The sequence below is a fragment of the Mesorhizobium sp. CNPSo 4670 genome (genome assembly GCF_057784235.1).
The window spans coordinates 525,459-543,740 of record NZ_JBWJFQ010000002.1; the positions used below are offsets into that span (position 1 = coordinate 525,459).

The 18,282-nt window shown below is 62.5% G+C and carries 18 protein-coding genes; 11 read left to right on the top strand and 7 right to left on the bottom strand.

Annotated elements, in window-relative coordinates; genetic code table 11:
• Positions 1-4: 4 nt before the first annotated feature.
• Positions 5-937: a class I SAM-dependent methyltransferase gene (locus tag AC0ZT5_RS05990; RefSeq protein ID WP_488495658.1), complete on the top strand. Its 933-nt coding sequence runs from the start codon at positions 5-7 to the stop codon at positions 935-937.
• On the opposite strand, the gene AC0ZT5_RS05995 is transcribed toward AC0ZT5_RS05990, so the two are convergent.
• The 3 genes from AC0ZT5_RS05995 to AC0ZT5_RS06005 all read right to left on the bottom strand — a co-directional run bounded on the left by AC0ZT5_RS05995 (position 916) and on the right by AC0ZT5_RS06005 (position 4,293).
• Positions 916-2,136, bottom strand: coding sequence for an NAD(P)-binding domain-containing protein (locus AC0ZT5_RS05995; protein ID WP_488495659.1), 1,221 nt, complete (start codon positions 2,134-2,136; stop codon positions 916-918). The genes AC0ZT5_RS05990 and AC0ZT5_RS05995 overlap by 22 nt on opposite strands.
• Positions 2,137-2,293: 157 nt before the next feature.
• Entirely contained in the window at positions 2,294-3,355 is a 1,062-nt protein-coding gene (locus AC0ZT5_RS06000; protein ID WP_488495660.1) for a carboxylate--amine ligase, read from the bottom strand.
• 509 nt (positions 3,356-3,864) lie between these two features.
• Complete coding sequence (locus AC0ZT5_RS06005) at positions 3,865-4,293, bottom strand: L,D-transpeptidase (protein WP_095087450.1); 429 nt, start codon at positions 4,291-4,293, stop codon at positions 3,865-3,867.
• A gap of 220 nt (positions 4,294-4,513) precedes the next feature.
• Between AC0ZT5_RS06005 and AC0ZT5_RS06010 the strand changes: the two genes are divergently transcribed.
• The 5 genes from AC0ZT5_RS06010 (at position 4,514) to AC0ZT5_RS06030 (ending at position 11,131) form a co-directional block, all read left to right on the top strand.
• Positions 4,514-5,794: an acetylornithine deacetylase/succinyl-diaminopimelate desuccinylase family protein gene (locus AC0ZT5_RS06010; RefSeq protein WP_488495661.1), complete on the top strand. Its 1,281-nt coding sequence runs from the start codon at positions 4,514-4,516 to the stop codon at positions 5,792-5,794.
• A gap of 160 nt (positions 5,795-5,954) precedes the next feature.
• On the top strand, positions 5,955-7,433 hold the full coding sequence (locus tag AC0ZT5_RS06015; protein ID WP_488495662.1) for an ABC transporter substrate-binding protein: 1,479 nt from the start codon (positions 5,955-5,957) through the stop codon (positions 7,431-7,433).
• 265 nt (positions 7,434-7,698) lie between these two features.
• A complete protein-coding gene (locus AC0ZT5_RS06020) occupies positions 7,699-8,646 on the top strand; it encodes an ABC transporter permease (protein WP_488495663.1) in 948 nt (315 codons plus the stop codon).
• Positions 8,643-9,512: an ABC transporter permease gene (locus AC0ZT5_RS06025; RefSeq protein ID WP_488495664.1), complete on the top strand. Its 870-nt coding sequence runs from the start codon at positions 8,643-8,645 to the stop codon at positions 9,510-9,512. The genes AC0ZT5_RS06020 and AC0ZT5_RS06025 overlap by 4 nt, the downstream gene beginning before the upstream one ends.
• The gene (locus tag AC0ZT5_RS06030) at positions 9,509-11,131 is read left to right on the top strand and encodes an ABC transporter ATP-binding protein (protein WP_488495665.1); all 1,623 of its coding nucleotides are present in this window, start codon (positions 9,509-9,511) and stop codon (positions 11,129-11,131) included. Before AC0ZT5_RS06025 ends, AC0ZT5_RS06030 begins: the two co-directional genes overlap by 4 nt.
• A 5-nt stretch (positions 11,132-11,136) precedes the next feature.
• Here AC0ZT5_RS06030 and AC0ZT5_RS06035 read toward each other — a convergent pair whose 3' ends face one another.
• Together AC0ZT5_RS06035 and AC0ZT5_RS06040 are read right to left on the bottom strand one after the other, a co-directional pair.
• Positions 11,137-11,622 carry an NUDIX domain-containing protein gene (locus AC0ZT5_RS06035; protein ID WP_488495666.1) on the bottom strand — a complete coding sequence of 162 codons (486 nt, stop codon included), beginning with the start codon at positions 11,620-11,622 and terminating at the stop codon, positions 11,137-11,139.
• A gap of 29 nt (positions 11,623-11,651) precedes the next feature.
• Complete coding sequence (locus AC0ZT5_RS06040; protein ID WP_379096634.1) at positions 11,652-12,083, bottom strand: TerB family tellurite resistance protein; 432 nt, start codon at positions 12,081-12,083, stop codon at positions 11,652-11,654.
• A gap of 151 nt (positions 12,084-12,234) precedes the next feature.
• On the opposite strand from AC0ZT5_RS06040, the gene AC0ZT5_RS06045 reads away from it, so the two are divergent.
• The 4 genes from AC0ZT5_RS06045 (at position 12,235) to AC0ZT5_RS06060 (ending at position 14,715) form a co-directional block, all read left to right on the top strand.
• The gene (locus tag AC0ZT5_RS06045; RefSeq protein ID WP_488495667.1) at positions 12,235-13,020 is read left to right on the top strand and encodes a TSUP family transporter; all 786 of its coding nucleotides are present in this window, start codon (positions 12,235-12,237) and stop codon (positions 13,018-13,020) included.
• Positions 13,021-13,073: 53 nt separating this feature from the next.
• On the top strand, positions 13,074-13,244 hold the full coding sequence (locus AC0ZT5_RS06050) for a hypothetical protein (RefSeq protein ID WP_095088023.1): 171 nt from the start codon (positions 13,074-13,076) through the stop codon (positions 13,242-13,244).
• A 103-nt stretch (positions 13,245-13,347) separates the two neighbouring features.
• Positions 13,348-14,175, top strand: coding sequence for a helix-turn-helix domain-containing protein (locus tag AC0ZT5_RS06055; protein ID WP_488495668.1), 828 nt, complete (start codon positions 13,348-13,350; stop codon positions 14,173-14,175).
• Positions 14,176-14,295: 120 nt separating this feature from the next.
• A complete protein-coding gene (locus AC0ZT5_RS06060) occupies positions 14,296-14,715 on the top strand; it encodes a VOC family protein (protein WP_488495669.1) in 420 nt (139 codons plus the stop codon).
• 7 nt (positions 14,716-14,722) lie between these two features.
• On the opposite strand, the gene AC0ZT5_RS06065 is transcribed toward AC0ZT5_RS06060, so the two are convergent.
• On the bottom strand, positions 14,723-16,198 hold the full coding sequence (locus tag AC0ZT5_RS06065; protein ID WP_488495670.1) for a cobyric acid synthase: 1,476 nt from the start codon (positions 16,196-16,198) through the stop codon (positions 14,723-14,725).
• Positions 16,198-16,812, bottom strand: coding sequence for a dimethylsulfonioproprionate lyase family protein (locus AC0ZT5_RS06070; RefSeq protein WP_488495671.1), 615 nt, complete (start codon positions 16,810-16,812; stop codon positions 16,198-16,200). The genes AC0ZT5_RS06065 and AC0ZT5_RS06070 overlap by 1 nt, the downstream gene beginning before the upstream one ends.
• A gap of 289 nt (positions 16,813-17,101) precedes the next feature.
• On the opposite strand from AC0ZT5_RS06070, the gene AC0ZT5_RS06075 reads away from it, so the two are divergent.
• Positions 17,102-18,268: an isobutyryl-CoA dehydrogenase gene (locus tag AC0ZT5_RS06075; protein WP_488495672.1), complete on the top strand. Its 1,167-nt coding sequence runs from the start codon at positions 17,102-17,104 to the stop codon at positions 18,266-18,268.
• Positions 18,269-18,282: the final 14 nt, after the last annotated feature.

Here is an 18,282-nt window from a genome sequence, read left to right on the forward strand (position 1 = left end):
TTGATTGGCCACCGGTCCTAACATTCGTAGCTTTGTTGGTCAGGGAATCTTAAACGGCCGGGGCGCAGATATCCCAGGGATGTTCATCGGCTGGGACCGTTGCATGGTTAGTGTCCAAACGCGTCGCGCCGACCGGGATAGGCTCGAAGACCGCTCGTTTGACCGTTTTGGCAGGGCCTGGTCCTTTATCCGCCAGCGAGGCTTGCTAGAGCCGGTCAGGCTCGTTCGTCAGCATGGGATCGGCGCGAGCGTTGGCTTTATCGTGCGGAACGTCCGCTATATCGTCGCCGACCGCCTCGCGCGAAAATGGGATCGCCGGCACGATGTCGATACGGCCGGTTCGATCCAGCTCGCCGCGCTGGATGTCGTCGGCCCGCATCGCAGCAAGGGCAACGAAGCCGTATGCACCTCGCCGAAGACCTTTGATTTCATCATGAAGTCGCTGCCCCAGGACCTCCAGGGCCATACATTCATCGATATCGGCTCAGGAAAATCGCGAACGCTGTTGCTGGCGTCGCGCTATCCGTTTGCAGAGATCATCGGGGTGGAGTTTGCTCGCGAACTGGTCGAAATCGCCAGGGGCAACATAAGGCGCTTCAGGGATCCGTCGCAGAAATGCCGCGCGCTCAGTGTCATCGAGGCGGACGCGGCGGCTTACGAATTTCCCGATGCGCCGCTGGTGGTTTATTTCTACAATCCTTTTTCCAAGGACGTTTTCGACATCGTTCTGAAGAATCTCGTGTCGTCGCTTGAACGGCACAGGCGGGACTGCTTCATCGTCTACGGAAGCTCAAGCCATCGCGCCATCGATTGGGCAAGGCCGGCAATCCGCGAGGCCGGCGTTTTCATCGAACTTCCCGTGCCGCCGATGCCCGGCTTTCTCGATGCAATCCGAACCATCGACTACGCGGTGTTTCAGTTTCGCGCCGGAGCGTAGCTCTTGCTTCTGGCCTTGACGAAACGCGTGACATTGCGCGCGGCGAAGGGAGTGCCGGCGGTGAAACGCATCAGCGGACCAAAGCTGCCGACGGCGCTCGCACCGACGAAATGCAGGCCTGGAATGCTCGATTCGAACCCCGCGGAGAGCACCGGGGCCCCTTGCCGGCGCGCAATCGCGGCAAGCACATCGGGCGCGAACAGCCCGAGCCTAGCGATATCGATCCGGTAGCCAGTTCCCAGCAGCACGTGATCGAAGGTGGCGACATCCTTCTCGAACCGCAGTTCAATGGCGTGGTCCTTGGCGGCAGCACCGACAATCCTGCTGCCAGCATTGACCGTTATTCCATCGAAGTCCGGCTTCAGCCAGCCTGACGCGCCGGCCCCAAGACTGCGGATGTTGAGCCCGTCTCTGGCTGCCTCCGGAAACCGGTGCACGAAGCCTGGAACTTCGACCAGCCAGGACAGTGGGAAGGGGCCGACCCTAGAGGGAGACGCAAGACGCTCCGAAGCGAAGTCGCGCAAACTCCAGCTTTTGTTTCCCGAGAGCGTTCGATACCCAAGCCAATGGATGTCGCCACGGCAGACAAGTTCGACATCCGCCCCGCTTCGCTTGAGCAGCACCGCGGATTCGCAAGCACTCTGCCCGCGCCCGATGACGGCGACCCGCTTGCCGCGGAAGGCCTCATAGCCGGCATGTTCGCTGGCATGGCTGACCAGTTCGGCGGGCATTCCATCGAAGACGGCGGGGATCATCTGCTGGTTCATCAGCCCGGTGGCAACAACGACACGCCGCGCATGGACGGCATTACCCTCGGCAAGGGCGAGGCGAAACCCTCCCCTCGCCGTCTCGACCCGGCCAACCATGCGCGTATCCAGATCGGGAACCGTTTGGGCCTGTATCCACAGTCCATAGTCGACGAAGTTTTCAAGCAGCAGCGGTTCGCGCGGCGAGATTCCAAGGACCGCAGCGTAAGAATCGAGCGAGAGCGGACCTTTGGTGTGGCCGATATAGGTCGCGTGCCAGGGTGAGCGCAGCCTCATGCCTCTTGGCATGTGATCGCGCCAGAAAGACATGGCGCTACCGAAGGCAAGCGTTTCTATGCCCGCCGCCTTGAGCGCGGAAGCAACGGCCAGCCCGAAGGGTCCGACACCGATCACAGCCACCTCGCAGTCGATCCTGGGCATGGGAGCGGTCATGTCGCTGGTCTCGTGGTTCCGTTTTCTCGACGCCTGATCCCGACTGAAACCCGGTCGGACACCCTGTCGTCCTAAACATTCCCAGGTTAAGAATGCGGAAATGAACCGCATCCTACCGCCTGTCCGGCAGATGACCTGGCGTTGTCGGTTAATGGTTTCACCGCCTGCGAAGTATTCGCCTCGTCAGCACTCTCCACATGGTCAAGGGTATGTCGATCAGGCCCGGCATTGGGTCGCTTGCCGTGAATGTCGCCCATGCCCGTACCGAACCGAACGAGCGCAAATAGGCTTGCCTTGTCAGCCGGCCACTTGAGATCAACTTGCTGACGGCCACCAAGTCCCGAACCAAATACATCCAGGATGTATTCGGTCGCGCCGAGACCGCCCCGACCTCGCGGCCCGACCTGATCGCCCAAAGCATGGCGCCGAGATCGACGCCCGCGGCAGCGGCAAGCCCAAACCATGTCCAGGGTCGCGGATTGACATCGAGTATCTTCAACGAGCCATCGCGGGGGTCGCGCTTGAATTCGACCTCCACCAGTCCGTGGTGGCCGATGGATCCAAGAAGACGGCGCGCGGCGTCGATCAGTTGCGGCTCGTCGACGACCTCCACGAACGTGCTGGTGTAGCCGAAATCGACCGGATATTGCCGGCTGCGGCGGGCAGTGAACTCGGCCACCGGCGCACCCCGGTTCCACAGCGCCGCGTAGGAAAACTGGTTTTCTCCTCCTCCCGGTATCATTTCCTGAATGACGACATTCTCGAAACCGATCTCTTCGGCGGCCCATTTGTAGGCTGTCAAAAACGACGCCTGGTCGTTGGCGAGAATGACCTTTGCGCGAGCAAAACGGCTGCGCCCGCCCATGTTCGGCTTCAGGATGACGGGAAAGCGAAGCTCCGCCGCCCTTGCCTGCTCCAGCGAAGTAAACTCGTAGGTCTGCGGAATGGCGAGCGCCAGTTCGCGGGCACGGCGATACAGAAGTGGCTTCTCACAAACCCATTTCAGGTGCTGCCACGGCGGCAGCACCACGTCGAATACGTCCGACAGTTGCTCGATGGATTGCGACACCAGGCGAACTTCAGGGTCGCCGCCGGGAACCAGAAGAAAGCCGCCCAATCGCTGGGTCGCAGCCAGGTCGAGCAGGAAGGCAACGGCGCCGTCATCCTCGGGGCCGGGCCACATCATCTGCCGATGCGCGTAACGCGAAAAGCGGGGCAAAGGTGTGTCCGCGCTTACCAACCAGACCGGCACTTTCTGTGCGCCAAGGCTCCTGGCCAGCGCCAGCGTCCCGTGCGCCCCACCAAGAATAACCACCCCGGCGGGTCGACTGGAAACACGATCGTCCATTTCTGGCTGGGAGAGCATCTGTCAATTCCGACAATCGGTGCGCAGTGGCGAGACTTCTGGTTACCGATTGACCGGCCTGCAAAAAGTAAGAGACATCTAATATAGAAACTGGTCGCCCAGGTGCTGCCACCACCGGCGGAACGTCTCATACCAATGCTTTCCACATGGTAATGAAAATTGGCGCCACTTTACAAAGAGGCCCGGCAGTCGGCAGCTACACCATGCCAGGAATGTACGCGTTCCGACTTGCCACTGGCGTCGACAGCCAAAGCAAGTTCACCGAAAGTGCCAACAAACGGTTGGACCGGTTCAGCGCCCCACCGACGTTGAACCGGCTAACAAAGACAAGACTGCGCCGCGATCCGGAATATGCCGACGGCCTAGTTCGTCACGACAATCCGCGTGTTGCCGAAACCCACTTCCCGCACCATCGAATAGAAGGTCGCGGCGTTGGCCGTGTGCAGCCGCACGCAGCCATGCGATGCCGGCCTGCCGAGTTGCCTGACGGCGCCGGTTCCATGGATGGCATAGCCGCCATGGAAGAAAACGGAATAAGGCATTGGCGACATATGGTATTTGCGCGAATACCACATCCGTGCCGTGCGTTGCGGCCGATAGGTGCCACGCGGCGTGAAATAGCCGGATCGCGCGGTGGACACGCTCCACCGGTAAACCGAAAAGCCGTATCTGACCGTCATCGTCTGCGACGACACGTCTATGTTTGCAACGAGGCTGGCCGCCCAGCCTTGCCCCGCAGCTCCGAACAGCATCGCGACAAACACGGCTGCCATGAGAACAGTCTTTTTCATGCGATCAAACCCCTTTGATTGCCCCTTACTTGCCTGCCATCACGTTGTTTTTCATCTTTTTAATGGCAGCTAACGGATAACACACACTCCTTGACCAATTCGCCAATCCAAAGCAGCGAATTTGAACGATTTCGCGCGATAGTTGCCGCCACGACACGTCGCACGGGTCTGTTCATCGGCGGGCTTGCAAAACCGCTGATATCGCTGCTCAACTCGTCGGATGAACGAGCGACTCCTCAAGGCAATCGATGACCGGCGCGACGATGTCGTCGCGCTGACCGCCGACCTGATCCGATTTCCGACCATCAACCCACCCGGCGAGGCCTACCGGCCATGCGCCGAATATCTCAGTGCGCGACTGAAGAAGAGTGGCTTCGAGACCGAATTCATCCGCGCCGAAGGCACGCCCGGCGACAGCGATCGCTACCCGCGTGTCAATGTCGTTGCACGGTTCGACGGACGGTCGCCGGGTGCCTGCGTCCACTTCAACTCGCATATCGACGTTGTCGAGGCGGGCGACGGCTGGACCGTCGATCCCTTTGCCGGCGTCGTCCGGGACGGCAAGGTCTACGGCCGTGGTGCCTGCGACATGAAGGGCGGCCTTGCCGCCTCGGTCATTGCAGCCGAGGCCTTCATGGAGGTGTTTCCCGACTTTCCAGGCGCCATCGAAATATCAGGCACTGTCGACGAGGAGTCCGGCGGCTTCGGCGGCGTCGCCCATCTGGCCAGGCTCGGCTATTTCTCGAAACCCAGGGTCGACCACGTCATCATTCCCGAGCCACTGAACAAGGACCGCATCTGCCTTGGTCATCGCGGCGTCTGGTGGGCGGAGATCGAGACCAAGGGCGAGATCGCGCACGGCTCGATGCCGTTTCTCGGCGACAATGCGGTGCGCCATATGGGCGCCGTGCTGCAGGCGTTCGAGGATGAACTGTTCCCCGCGCTCGACCGCAAGACAACGCGCATGCCGGTCGTGCCCGAAGGCGCCAAGCGCTCGACCATGAACATCAACTCCATCCACGGTGGCCAGACCGAGGATTTCCGGCCCGGCCTGCCTTCGCCGAACGTGCCCGATTCCTGCCGGCTGACCATCGACCGCCGCTTCCTGCTCGAGGAGGACCTCGACACGGTCAAAGGTGAAGTGACCGGCATTCTCGACCGGCTGAAGCGCGAGCGGAAAAAATTCGACTATGAGATCCGCGACTTGATGGAAGTGCTGCCGCTGATGACGGAGCGCGACGCGCCCGTGGTCAAGGCGGTGGCGCAAGGCATCATGGCGATCTTCGACCGCGAACCGGACTATGTCATCTCGCCCGGCACCTACGACCAGAAGCACATTGCCCGCATCGGCCACATCTATGATTGCATCGCCTATGGCCCGGGCATTCTCGACCTCGCCCACCGGCCGGACGAATGGGTCGGGATATCGGACATGGTGGAAGCGGCCAAGGTGATGGCGATCGGGCTCAACGTACTGCTGCGCGGCACGGAAGAGGGATAGCTTCGCATCGCAACAAGCTTCGACCAGCCGACAGGGCTGTCACGGCAAAAACATTCCCAGCCATCCTGCCGGGCAGAACGAAACGCAATTTACTCCGTGGCCAAATCACGCTTCTATCGCCCGGGTTTGAGCACGTCTGAAACGCATGGGGAGTCGCACGATGAGATTGTGGAAAACCATCCTGGCCGCAGCGGTGCTGTCCCTGGCCACTGGCACATCGGCATTCGCCGCGCGAACCGACCTAGTCGTCGGCATCCCGCTCGAACCGCCGCATCTCGATCCGACCGCCGGTGCTGCCGCGGCCATCGACGAGGTTCTCTACGCCAATGTGTTCGAGGGCCTGACCCGCATCGGGCCGAATGGCGAGGTGCTGCCGGATCTGGCCGAAAGCTGGGCCATTTCCGATGATGGCAAGGTCTACACCTTCAAGCTGCACACCGGCGTCAAATTCCACGAGGGCACCGATTTCGACGCCAGCGACGTGAAGTTCTCGCTCGACCGCGCCCGCGCCGACAATTCGGTCAATGCGCAGAAAGGCTTGTTCGCCGCGATCGACAAGGTCGACGTGGTTGACCCGGCTACGGTCAAGGTGACTTTGAAGAACCCTCAAGGGTCCTTCCTCTACAATATGGGCTGGGGCGACGCGGTGATCGTGGCACCGGAATCGGCCGACACCAACAAGGAGAAGCCGATCGGCACCGGCCCATTCAAATTCCAGAGCTGGGCTAAGGGATCGTCGATCACGCTGGTCAAATCGGACAATTACTGGGGCACGCCAGCGTTCCTCGACAAGGCCGAGTTCCGCATCGTGCCGGATGCCGCGGCCTATGTGCCGGCGCTGCTGTCTGGCGACATCCAGGCTTTCCCGTTCTTCGATGCCGACAGCGTCGCGCAGGTCAAGGACGACCCGCGCTTCAAGGTGGTGATCGGCGCGACCGAAGGCGAAACCCTCCTGTCGATCAACAACAAGAAGCCGCCTTTCGACAAATTGCAGGTGAGACAAGCGATCTCCTATGCGCTCGACCGCAAGGCGCTCATCGACGGCGCCTCGGCCGGCCTCGGCCAGCCGATCGGCTCGCACATGTCACCGGCCAACAAGGACTATGTCGACCTCACCGGCCGTTATCCGCATGATGTCGCCAAGGCCAAGGAACTGCTGAAGGAAGCAGGACTGGAGAACGGCTTCAAGGCGACCCTGAAATTGCCGCCGCCCTCTTACGCGCGGCTCGGCGGCGAGATCATCGCCTCGGAACTTCGCGACGTCGGCATCGATCTCGAGATCATCCCGGTCGAATGGGCGCAGTGGCTGGATCAAGTGTTCACCAAGAAGGACTACGACCTGACCATCGTCTCGCACACCGAGCCCAACGACATCGATATCTATTCGCGCAAGGACTATTACTTCAACTACGACAATCCGGCCTTCGACAAGGTGATTACCGATCTGAACCTCACCTCCGACGAGGCCAAGCGCAAGGAATTGCTCGGACAGGCGCAGAAGATCCTGGCCGATGATGCCGTGGTCGGCTTCCTCTTCGAACTGCCCAAGGTCGGCGTATGGGATGCCAAGCTGCAAGGGCTGTGGGAAAACGCTCCGATCCAGGCCAATGACCTGACCAAGGTGAAGTGGTCGGATTGAAGACTCATTCTTTCCTGCGGAACTTGCGTTCCGTCCCACCCCCCTCTGCCCTGCCGGGCATCTCCCCCGCAACGGGGGAGATCGGCAGTTCGGCCGACGGCTCCCGTTTTGCGATCTTATTGATTTGCACAACATCGGTGGTTGGCGAGAGCCACGGTGAGAGCGCAATCTCCCCCCTTGCGGGGGAGATGCCCGGCAGGGCAGAGGGGGGTGGTACGGAGCGATACCATTCCCAGCTCTTTGCCCTCGGCAACGCAGCGGTCTCATGACGCCCTATCTCCTCAAGCGCCTCGCCATCGCCATTGCCACGCTTGTGCTGGCCTCCATGGTGGTATTCGCCGTGCTGGAAATCCTGCCCGGCGACCCGGCGCGGCTGATGCTGGGCATGAACGCCAGCGCCGACCAGGTCGAGCTGTTGCGCAACCAGATGGGCCTCAACGCGCCGCTGCCTTGGCGCTACCTGCATTGGGCCGGCGGCCTGCTCAGTCTCGATTTCGGCCGCTCCTACACCTATTCGGTGCCGGTCATCGATCTCGTGCGCGAGCGGCTGGCTGTCTCCCTGCCGCTGGCGCTGATTGCGCTGGCGCTCTCCACCGTCATCGCCATTCCGGTCGGCCTGTTTTCGGCCAGCCGGCGCGGACGGGCCGGCGATACGGTGGCGATGGGCGCCGCTCAGCTTGGCGTCGCTGTCCCCAATTTCTGGTTCGCGCTGATGCTGATCTATGTCTTCGCCGTCTGGCTGCGGCTGGTCCCGGCCGGCGGCTTTCCCGGCTGGGGCGCCGGCATCTTGCCGGCGCTGAAATCGCTGCTGCTGCCGGCAGTGGCACTTGCCTTGCCGCAGGCCGCCATCCTGGCGCGCGTCACCCGCTCGGCGCTGAACGAGGTGCTGAACGAGGACTATATCCGCACCGCCCGCGCCAAGGGCCTGCCCTATCGCGCAGTGCTGTGGCGGCACGCGCTGCGCAACGCCATGATCCCGGTGCTGACCATTCTTGGCCTGCAGTTCGCCTTCCTGCTTGCCGGCACCATCATCATCGAGAATGTCTTTTATCTGCCCGGGCTCGGCCGGCTGGTGTTCCAGGCGATCACGCAGCGCGACCTGATCGTCGTCGAAAGCGTCGTCATGCTGCTGGTCGCCGCCGTTATTGCCGTCAACCTCCTCGTCGATCTTTCTTATGCAGTCGTCGATCCGCGCCTGAGGAGCCGGCAATGACGCTGCACATCGACATCCCCAAGGAGACGTTAGGCAGTATCCTGGCCAAGGCGTTCAGGAACACCGCTTTCGTTGCCGGCTTCGTCATCACCTTGCTGATCCTGACGATGGCGATCATCTCCTACGTCTGGACACCCTACGACGTCACGAAACTGGTGATATCAGACAAGACGCAAGCCCCCTCGCTGGCGCACTGGTTCGGCACAGATCATTTCGGCCGCGACATCCTGTCGATGGTGATGGTCGGCGCCCGCAATTCGATTGCCGTGGCATTGGTCGCGGTCGGCATCGGCATGGGGATCGGTGTGCCGCTCGGCGCTTTTGCAGCGGCGCGCGGTGGCCTCGTCGACGAGGCGCTGATGCGGCTGAACGATCTCGTCTTCGCCTTCCCCGCCCTGCTGTCGGCCATCATGATCACCGCCATCTTCGGACCGGGCGCCGTCAACGCCATCATCGCCATCGGCATATTCAACATTCCGGTGTTTGCCCGCGTGGCCCGCGCCGGCGCGCTGGCGATCTGGCCGCGCGAGTTCATTCTTGCCGCGCGTGCCGCCGGCAAGAGCAGCACCCAGATCAGCATCGAACATGTGCTGCCCAACATTGCCACGCTGCTTCTGGTGCAAGGCACCATCCAGTTCGCGCTAGGCATCCTGGCCGAAGCCGGGCTTTCCTATCTGGGCCTTGGCGCCCAGCCGCCAATGCCGAGTTGGGGCCGCATGCTGTTCGACGCGCAGACCCGCATGGCAGTGGCGCCATGGATGGCGATCTTTCCGGGAATGGCGATCGTCGTCACCGTGCTTGGGCTCAACCTCCTGGGCGATGGCATCGCCGACATCCTCGACCCTAAATCGCGGCGGCAGCGATGAGCCTGCTCGACATCGAGAACCTGTCGCTGACCATTGGCGACACGCCGATCCTCAGAGGCATGGAGCTTTCTGTCGCGCCCGGCGAGGTGATGGGGCTGGTCGGTGAATCCGGCTCGGGCAAGTCGATGACCGCGCTGACGGTGATGCAGCTTCTGCCTCATGCCGCGCGCGCCACCGGGCGCGTCTCGTTCGACGGCATCGACATCCTCGCGGCAACCGAGGACCAGATGTGCGCGCTGCGCGGTGACGACATCGGCATGGTGTTCCAGGAGCCGATGACGGCGCTCAATCCGGTCAAGACCATCGGCGAACAGGTCGCCGAAGGCATACGCTGGCACACCAGGGCAAGCCGCGCCGAGGCCGATGAGCGTGCGCGAAAAATGCTCGACCGCGTCGGCTTGCCCTCGGCAAAATTCCCGCTGTCGCGCTATCCGCACGAACTGTCCGGCGGCCAACGACAGCGCGTCGTCATCGCCATCGCCTGTGCGTTGAAGCCGAAGCTGCTGATTGCTGATGAGCCGACGACGGCGCTCGACGTTGTCTTGCAAGCCCAGATCCTCGACCTCCTGCGCGACCTCGTCGCGGAGAGCCGGATGGGCCTGCTGTTGATCTCGCACGATCTCGCGGTGGTGACCGAGATGGCCGACCGCATCACCATCCTGCGCCACGGCGAGGTGATGGAAGCCGGCGACACGGCGCGCACGCTGTCCGAACAGTCCCACCCTTACACGCGCCAGCTGGCGCAGGCCTCGATGCATGTGCCGGCGCGGGCAAGACGGCATGGCGTCGGATCGGGTCAACCCCTGCTTCAGGTCGAGGGCGTGACCCGCGACTATCCCGGCCGGCGCACCTCGATGTTGAAGCGTGCCCCTGATATCCGTGCCGTCAATGACGTGTCCCTGTCGATGGCGCCGGGCCAATCGGTGGCGTTGGTCGGCCGCTCCGGCTGCGGCAAGTCAACACTCGCCCGCATGATCCTGGCGCTCGACCGACCAAGCTCGGGCACGATCCGGTTTCGCGGCGAGGCCATCACCGGCAAGAACGAAGCGGAGCTGAAGCCTGCCCGGCGTGACATGCAGGTTGTCTTCCAGGATCCCTACGGCTCCTTCGACCCGCGCCAGAAGGTCGAAAAACTGGTCGCCGAACCCCTGCATGTGCTGGACAAGAAGCCGACGCGCGCCGAACGTCGCGAGATGGTGGCGCATGCGCTGCACGAGGTCGGCCTCGACCAGCGCGACATGGACAAATATCCGCATGAGTTTTCCGGCGGCCAGCGCCAGCGCCTGTCAATCGCCCGCGCCATCATCACCCGCCCCAAGCTTCTCGTCGCCGACGAGCCGGTCTCGGCGCTCGACGTCTCGATCCGTGCCCAGATCCTCGACCTGTTCGCCGAGCTCAACCAAAAACTCGGCATCGCCTATCTCTTCATCACCCACGACCTGACCGTCGCCCGCGCCATCACCGACGAGGTGCTGGTCATGCATGACGGCAAGATCGTCGAGCGCGGCAAGACGAACGGGGTGCTGGATCACCCGCAATCCGAGGCCGCCAAGGCGCTGGTCACCGCCGCCCCGGACCTGCACCGGGCAATCGCTCGGCGAATGCAGGAACAAGGTTAGCCCCATCAGGTCATCTGGAATTTTCCAGTGGTCCTGAACCGGAGATAGGCATCGATGCTGCGGGCCATATTGGGCAACATTTCGGGCAAGTCGTCGGGCGCGAACCAGCCGACGGCACTGCTCTCGTCATCGGTGACGGCCGGCTCGCCTTCAAAGGAGCGCGTGTAGAACATCAGCGCGAAAAACTGGGCGCGATCGCCATTGGGAAACTGGAAGGTTTCATAGTGCGGGTCACAGCCAAACCCGAACGGCTCGACATCGCTGACGATCAACCCGGTTTCCTCGAGTACCTCGCGGATAACCACGGTCTCCAGGCCCTCGCCTTCCTCGGCATTGCCGCCTGGCAGGCCCCACAAGCCAAAATCTGTTCGTTTCTGCAACAGGATGCTGCCGTCGGCGCGACGACGATGCGAGCGCCCGGCATCAGCACCATACGATTCCCGATTAGCGCTCGCAATTGTCCCAGATAGCTGTCGGCAAAGGCCATTCAAACGCTCCCGCAGCTAACGAAACCGTTACCTCAGCCTTCCGGCTTGACCACGTCGACTGGACTGATGTCGAGCAGGTCGAGCGTGCGCCGGAGCAGCCGCACCTCGCTCTCGGCCAGTTGCGAATCCGCCTTGGCGATCTCGGCCATGTGGCGGGCCAATTGCTTGCGCCGTTCGATGTCGAGATCGCGGAACAACGCAATGGCCTGCGAGCCGTTGGTCTCGTAGCCGAACTCGTTGAGATATTCGATGACGCTGTCGATGCTGGTTTCGGCAATGCCGAAGGCGTCCTTGCAGATGCGCCGGAAGGCAACCATCTCGCTCTCGCTGACCGACCCGTCGGCCAGGATCATGCGGAACAGCATCAAGAGTTCCGCCGACAGGACCGGATCGTCCGCCACCTTGCGCACGCCCGGGTCGCCGTCGAAGATCGAGCGTATCTGGTCCAGCAATGCGAATGCCATCAGGAGCCCCTTTCCGATTCAGATGCGTCGCATGATTCCACCCAAGCGCGACGCGCTTGGATAGAGGTAGCGCGGAATCGGCCTTGCGCAAACAGGGCCGTCGTGGTCGAACGCCCGATATCTCAGCCCACCGGACATTTCCACACTTCAGATGATCGACCTCACCATCCAGACCGTCGCCATGCTGGCGTTCGCCGGCTTTGCCGCGGGCTTTGTCGACTCGATCGCCGGAGGCGGCGGATTGATCACCATTCCCGCACTGCTTCTCGCCGGTTTCTCACCCATCGAAACGCTTGGAACCAACAAACTGCAAGGCATGTTCGGCTCTGGCTCGGCCACAATCCATTACGCCGCGAATGGCCATGTCGACCTGCGACGACAGCTGCCGTCAGCCTTGCTGGCGCTTGCCGGCGGCACTGCCGGTGCCTTGCTGGCAACGATTGTGCCGGGCGATATTCTACGCGCCTCGCTGCCGCTTCTGCTGATCGCCATCGCATTTTATTTCGCCATAAAACCCAACATGGGTGATGTCGACCGTGCCGAGCGGCTGTCACCGTTCCTGTTCGGGTTGACTGTCGCGCCCGCAATCGGCTTCTACGACGGCCTGTTTGGACCCGGCGCCGGCTCCTTCTACATGCTGGCCTTCGTCGCACTCGCCGGTTTCGGCGTCCTCAAGGCGACTGCGCATACCAAGCTGCTCAATTTCGCCTCCAACATCGGCGGCTTCATCGTCTTCGCCGCGGTCGGCGTCGTCTACTGGAAGATCGGTTTGATGATGGGCGTTGCCCAATTTCTCGGCGCCCGCGTCGGCGCCAGTCTGGCCATGCGCATCGGTGCAAGACTGATCAAGCCGTTGCTGGTGGTCGTCTGCCTTGCGCTGGCGGTGAAGCTCTTGGCCGACCCGACGAACCCGCTGCGCGTCATGATTGGTGTGTGATCACGCGCCCTGATAGAATGCCGCTGTTCGAATCATGTTGCGAGGAGCCAGACATGAATCTTAGCGCACCCACCCAGATTGTTTTCATCATTGCAGTTGTTATCGCCATCATCGGCGTTCTCGCCGCTCTTGGCGTTCTTGCGTTCATTCCACTCGCATCGGTGTGGATTGTTCTTATTGCCTTCATCGTGCTTGCCGGCGGCTGCTTGATGCGCGGCGCCTGACCAGTTTCCCTTGAAGTGGGGACCTGGAGCGCCCGGCCAAAAGCCGGGCGCTTTTGATTCTTGTCAATGGTCTGCTAGATTTGCCTCGGCGGAAGGATAGCCGATGCCAGTCGAGATGCAGCACCGGAAGGAACAGGACCACTCCGTCGCCGGGCGGTGCGAGATGCGCCGGCGCCTGCCCGGTCCTGCACTTGAAGGCATCGTCACCGACATCTGCGGCTATCGCGAAACGGCTCCTGGCCATTTCCACAATGTCGAATATGCATCGCTGATCGTGCCGCTGGTGATCAGCTTTGCCGAACCCTTCGCCATCGGCCTCGGCAAGGCGCCGGGCGACAATGACCGTTTCGCCAGTTTCGCCGCCGGCCTTTTTGCCGGACCGGTGGTGATTGAATCCTTCGGTGGCGCCTGCTGCGTCCAGGTCAACTTCACGCCGCTCGGCGCACGCCGGTTTTTCCGCCAGCCGATGAGCGAACTGACCGACAGCATGGTCGTCCTCGACGACGTGCTTGGCGCCCAAGGCATGGCTCTGCGCGAACGGCTTGGCAACGCGCCGGACTGGGCGGCGCGTTTCGACATCGCCGAAGCCTTCGTCGCGAGCCGTCTCGAGAATGCCGCCGAAACGCCGCTCGAAATCGCCTGGGCCTATGACCGCATCATCACCTCTGGTGGCCGGACCCGCATTTCGGCGCTTGCCGAAAGGCTGGGCCGGAGCCGCAAGCATCTCGCCAGCGGCTTTTCCGATACGATCGGTATCGGCCCCAAGACGCTGTCGCGCATCGTGCGCTTCAACCGGGCGCTTGGCCTGTCAAGGCAGCAGACCGTCGACTGGGCGGATATCGCCGCCGATTGCGGCTACGCCGACCAGGCGCATCTGGTACGCGAATTCCGCGACCTTGCCGGCGAGACGCCGACCGCACTTGCCAGGTAACATTTCTTCAAGACGCTGGAACGGCCTTCGACCAGAGTGATGCATGTCGCCCAAAAGTGCGCAGCGGTTTTGGGTATGCACAAACCAGGTTCATCGACCTACCCAACTGAAGGAGTTCCCATGCCCACCACCACGGAAGCGCCGCGTCTCTACCCCGCCCTGCGCTACAAGAACGCGGCAAGAATGATCGACTGGCTGTGCGAAGCCTTCGGCTTCAGCGTCCGTGCCCGCTATGGCGAAGGCGATGTCGTGCACCATGCCGAACTGGTTTTCGGCTCGTCAATGATCATGCTGGGCACGCTGCGCGACGACGACTACGGCAAGATGGTTGGCGAGCCCGGCTTAGGCGGCGGCAAGTCGATCTACATTGCCGTCGACGATGCCGATGCCGCCTATGCCAAAGCCAGGGAGGCCGGCGCCACGATCATCCAGGAATTGACCAACCGCGACTATGGCAGCCGCGAGTTCATCTGCCGCGATCCGGAAGGCAATGTCTGGTCGTTCGGCACCTACTGGCCGAAGGCTGGCGAAAAGGCATAGGCAAGGTCTAGCGCGCCAGCGCGAAAATCGCATCGCAGTCGAGATAGATTTCCAGCTCGGCTGCGACCTCGTCCAGCGCCCGCTCGACTTCTGCCCGATAATCGATGCCACCACCCTTGATGCCGAGGCTTTCGAGGAATTTGCCGCGAAAGCCGTCGGCGCCGAATAGGCCATGCATATAGGTGCCGATCACCTTGCCGTCGGCGGAGACAGCGCCATCCTCGACACCATTAATGATCGCCGACGGTCGCATGGTGTCCGGACCCGTGGTGCGGCCAAGGTGGATCTCGTAACCCTCGAGCGGCAGGTCGAATTGTACCGAGCGGGCACTGACATTGCGCACCGTCTTCTCCGGTTCCATCATCGTCTCGACGTCGAGCAGGCCAAGCCCTTCGGCTTCGGTTACGCTGCCTTCGATGCCGTCCGGGTCGTGCACCGAGCGGCCAAGCATCTGGAAGCCGCCGCAAATGCCAACGACATGGCCGCCCCGCTTGCGGTGGGCAAGAAGGTCCCGGTCCCAGCCGTTCTCGCGGAATTTCAGGAGATCGCCGATCGTCGACTTGGAGCCGGGAATGACCACCAGCCCGGCATCGGCCGGCAACGGCCTTCCGGGCGGCACGAACACCACCTCGATCTGCGGTTCGGCCTTGAGCGGATCGAGATCGTCAAAATTGGCGATGCGGCCAAGCATCGGCACGGCCACCTTCAGTGCGCGCGTCTCGCCGGACGCCAGCCGTTCCAGCACCACCGAATCCTCCGAAGGCAGCCGCGCTGCCGCCTTGAGCCACGGCACCACGCCAAAACACCGCCAGCCGGTAAATTTCTCGATCGACCTTATGCCATCGTCGAACAGCGAGACGTCGCCGCGAAACTTGTTGATGAGGTAGCCGACGATCATGCGCCGGTCCTCTTCCGGCAGGATCAGATGCGTGCCGGCCACCGAGGCGATGACGCCGCCGCGATCGATATCGCCGACCAGCACCACCGGCACGTTGGCCCGGGTCGCAAAGCCCATATTGGCAATGTCGCGGTTGCGCAGGTTGATCTCGGCCGGCGAACCGGCGCCCTCCACGATGACCAGGTCGGCGCCCTCGCCGACCTTGTTCCAGGAGTCCAGCACGGCGTCCATCAGTTGGCCCTTCAGCGCCTGATAGTCGCGCGCCCTTGCTTCGCCAAACACCTTGCCCTGCACGATGACCTGCGCACCGACATCGGTCTGCGGCTTGAGCAGCACCGGGTTCATATGGACCGACGGCGCCACACCGCAGGCGATCGCCTGCAGCCATTGCGCGCGGCCGATCTCGCCGCCGCCGGCCTTGTTGTCGCCGGGAATGTCGGCGACGGCAGCGTTGTTCGACATATTCTGCGGCTTGAAGGGCCGCACCTTCAGCCCACGCTTTTTTGCTGCCCGGCAAAGACCGGCGACCAGCACCGTCTTGCCGACATCCGAACCCGTGCCTTGCAGCATGATCGCCTTGGCCATCAGCCCCTGCCCTGCGCCACGGTTCCGGTGATCGTGGATTTTGCAGCCAGTGGCCCGCCGCGCCAGATGTAAAGCGCCAGCAATGGCTCCATGCCGGTGCGCATTGCGTGGTTGACGTTGGAAGCGTGGTGGACGATCTCGCCGGCCGCGCGCCGGCAAAACCCGCTCTCACCCATCCTCCACTCGGTGCCGCCGGTCAGCGGGATATAGATCTCCTCGGCAACATGATGATGGTCGGGATAGACGATATCCGGGCCAAGAATCAGCAGGCCGGCCGCAACCTTGTCGTTGGCGAAGTGGCCACGGGTGCCGAACACTTCGAGCCAGCCGTAATTGTCGATGAATGCCTCACCGAAATCCGCCTTACTATAGGTCTGCCCCCAGCGGAGATCATTCCGACGTTCCGCAAGCAATCGCACCAGCGGCTTGGCATCGGGCGGCGCCAGTTCGGCGGCGCGATCGAGGTGGCGCAGGCAGCCAAGCGGATGTGGCTCCAGAGCGCGGGCTGGCATGTCCCAGCCGATCCCCGCCGTTGCGTCGCGTACCAGGGCGTCGTCCACGGAAGCGAGATAGGCGTGGAACCGTTCCAGCAGTTCATCGAATTTTGTCGTCACATCTCGCTCCGGACATGCATTGATGCACAGCCGCTCCGCGGGAGGTCGGGTTGCGCGGCGGCATCATTGGTCTAGATTGGTGCGCGCGCAAAGCCAAAAACAACAGGCCAGCGAGCTTAAGATGTGTTGAGATTCAGGTCAGGCCGAGCCGAAAACGGCGGTTTTGGAGAACCGGAGCGGAGCGTACTTAAAGTACGTGAGCACCGGAAGCGCAGGAAACCGACGTTTGCAGGCCGGCATCACCTGAATATCAACATAAACTAGCTGGCCAGCACATAGGGAGCACGCCATGGACGCCGCGGTCGATGCGAGCACCAGCCAGTTCGAACTCAACGAAGAACAGCGCGCCATCCAGGAGACGGCGCAGGCCTTCGCCGCCGACCGCGTCGCGCCGAACGCGCTCGATTGGGACCGCAGGAAACACTTCCCCGCCGACGTGATCCGCGAGACCGGGCCGCTGGGCCTCGGCGGCATCTATGTCCGGGACGATGTCGGTGGTTCCGCGCTCGGCCGGCTCGACGCGGTGCTGATCTTCGAGGCGCTCTCGCAAGCCGATCCGGCCTTTTCGTCCTTCATCTCGATCCACAACATGGTCGCCTCGATGATCGATCGTTTCGGCAATGAGGTGCAACGCCAGCGCTTCCTGCCGAAACTCACGTCGATGGAATGGCTGGCGAGCTACTGCCTGACCGAACCGGGCTCTGGATCGGATGCCGCGGCGTTGAAGACGCGCGCTGTGAAGAGCGGCGGTGATTACGTCCTCAACGGCACCAAGCAGTTCATCTCGGGCGCCGGCGACAGTGATGTCTACGCCGTCATGGTGCGCACAGGCTCCGACGGGCCTAAAGGCATCTCCACCATCGTCGTGCCCAAGGACGCGCCCGGCCTTTCCTTCGGCGCCAACGAACACAAGATGGGCTGGCATATGCAGTCGACCCGGCAGGTCATTTTCGAAGACTGCAAGGTGCCGGCGGAGAACCTGCTGTCGGGCGAAGGCGCCGGCTTCGGCATCGCCATGGCCGGGCTCGACGGCGGCCGGCTGAACATCGCCGCCTGTTCGTTGGGCGGCGCACAATCGGCGCTCGACAAGGCGCTGTCCTACGCCGCCGAGCGCAAGGCGTTCGGCTCCAGGATCAACCAGTTCCAGGCGCTGCAGTTCAGGCTGGCCGATATGGAGACCGAACTGCAGGCGGCGCGCATCTTCCTCTACGCAGCCGCCTCAAAGCTCGACCGCAAGGCGCCGGATGCCGGCAAATGGTCGGCGATGGCCAAGCGCTTCGTCACCGACACCGGCTTCACCGTGGCCAACGACGCGCTGCAACTGCTTGGCGGCTACGGCTACCTGCACGATTACGGCATCGAGAAGCTGGTGCGGGACCTGCGCGTCCACCAGATCCTCGAAGGCACCAACGAGATCATGCGCGTCATCATCGCGCGAGCCCTGATCGGCCGCTGACGCCAGAAGAACCT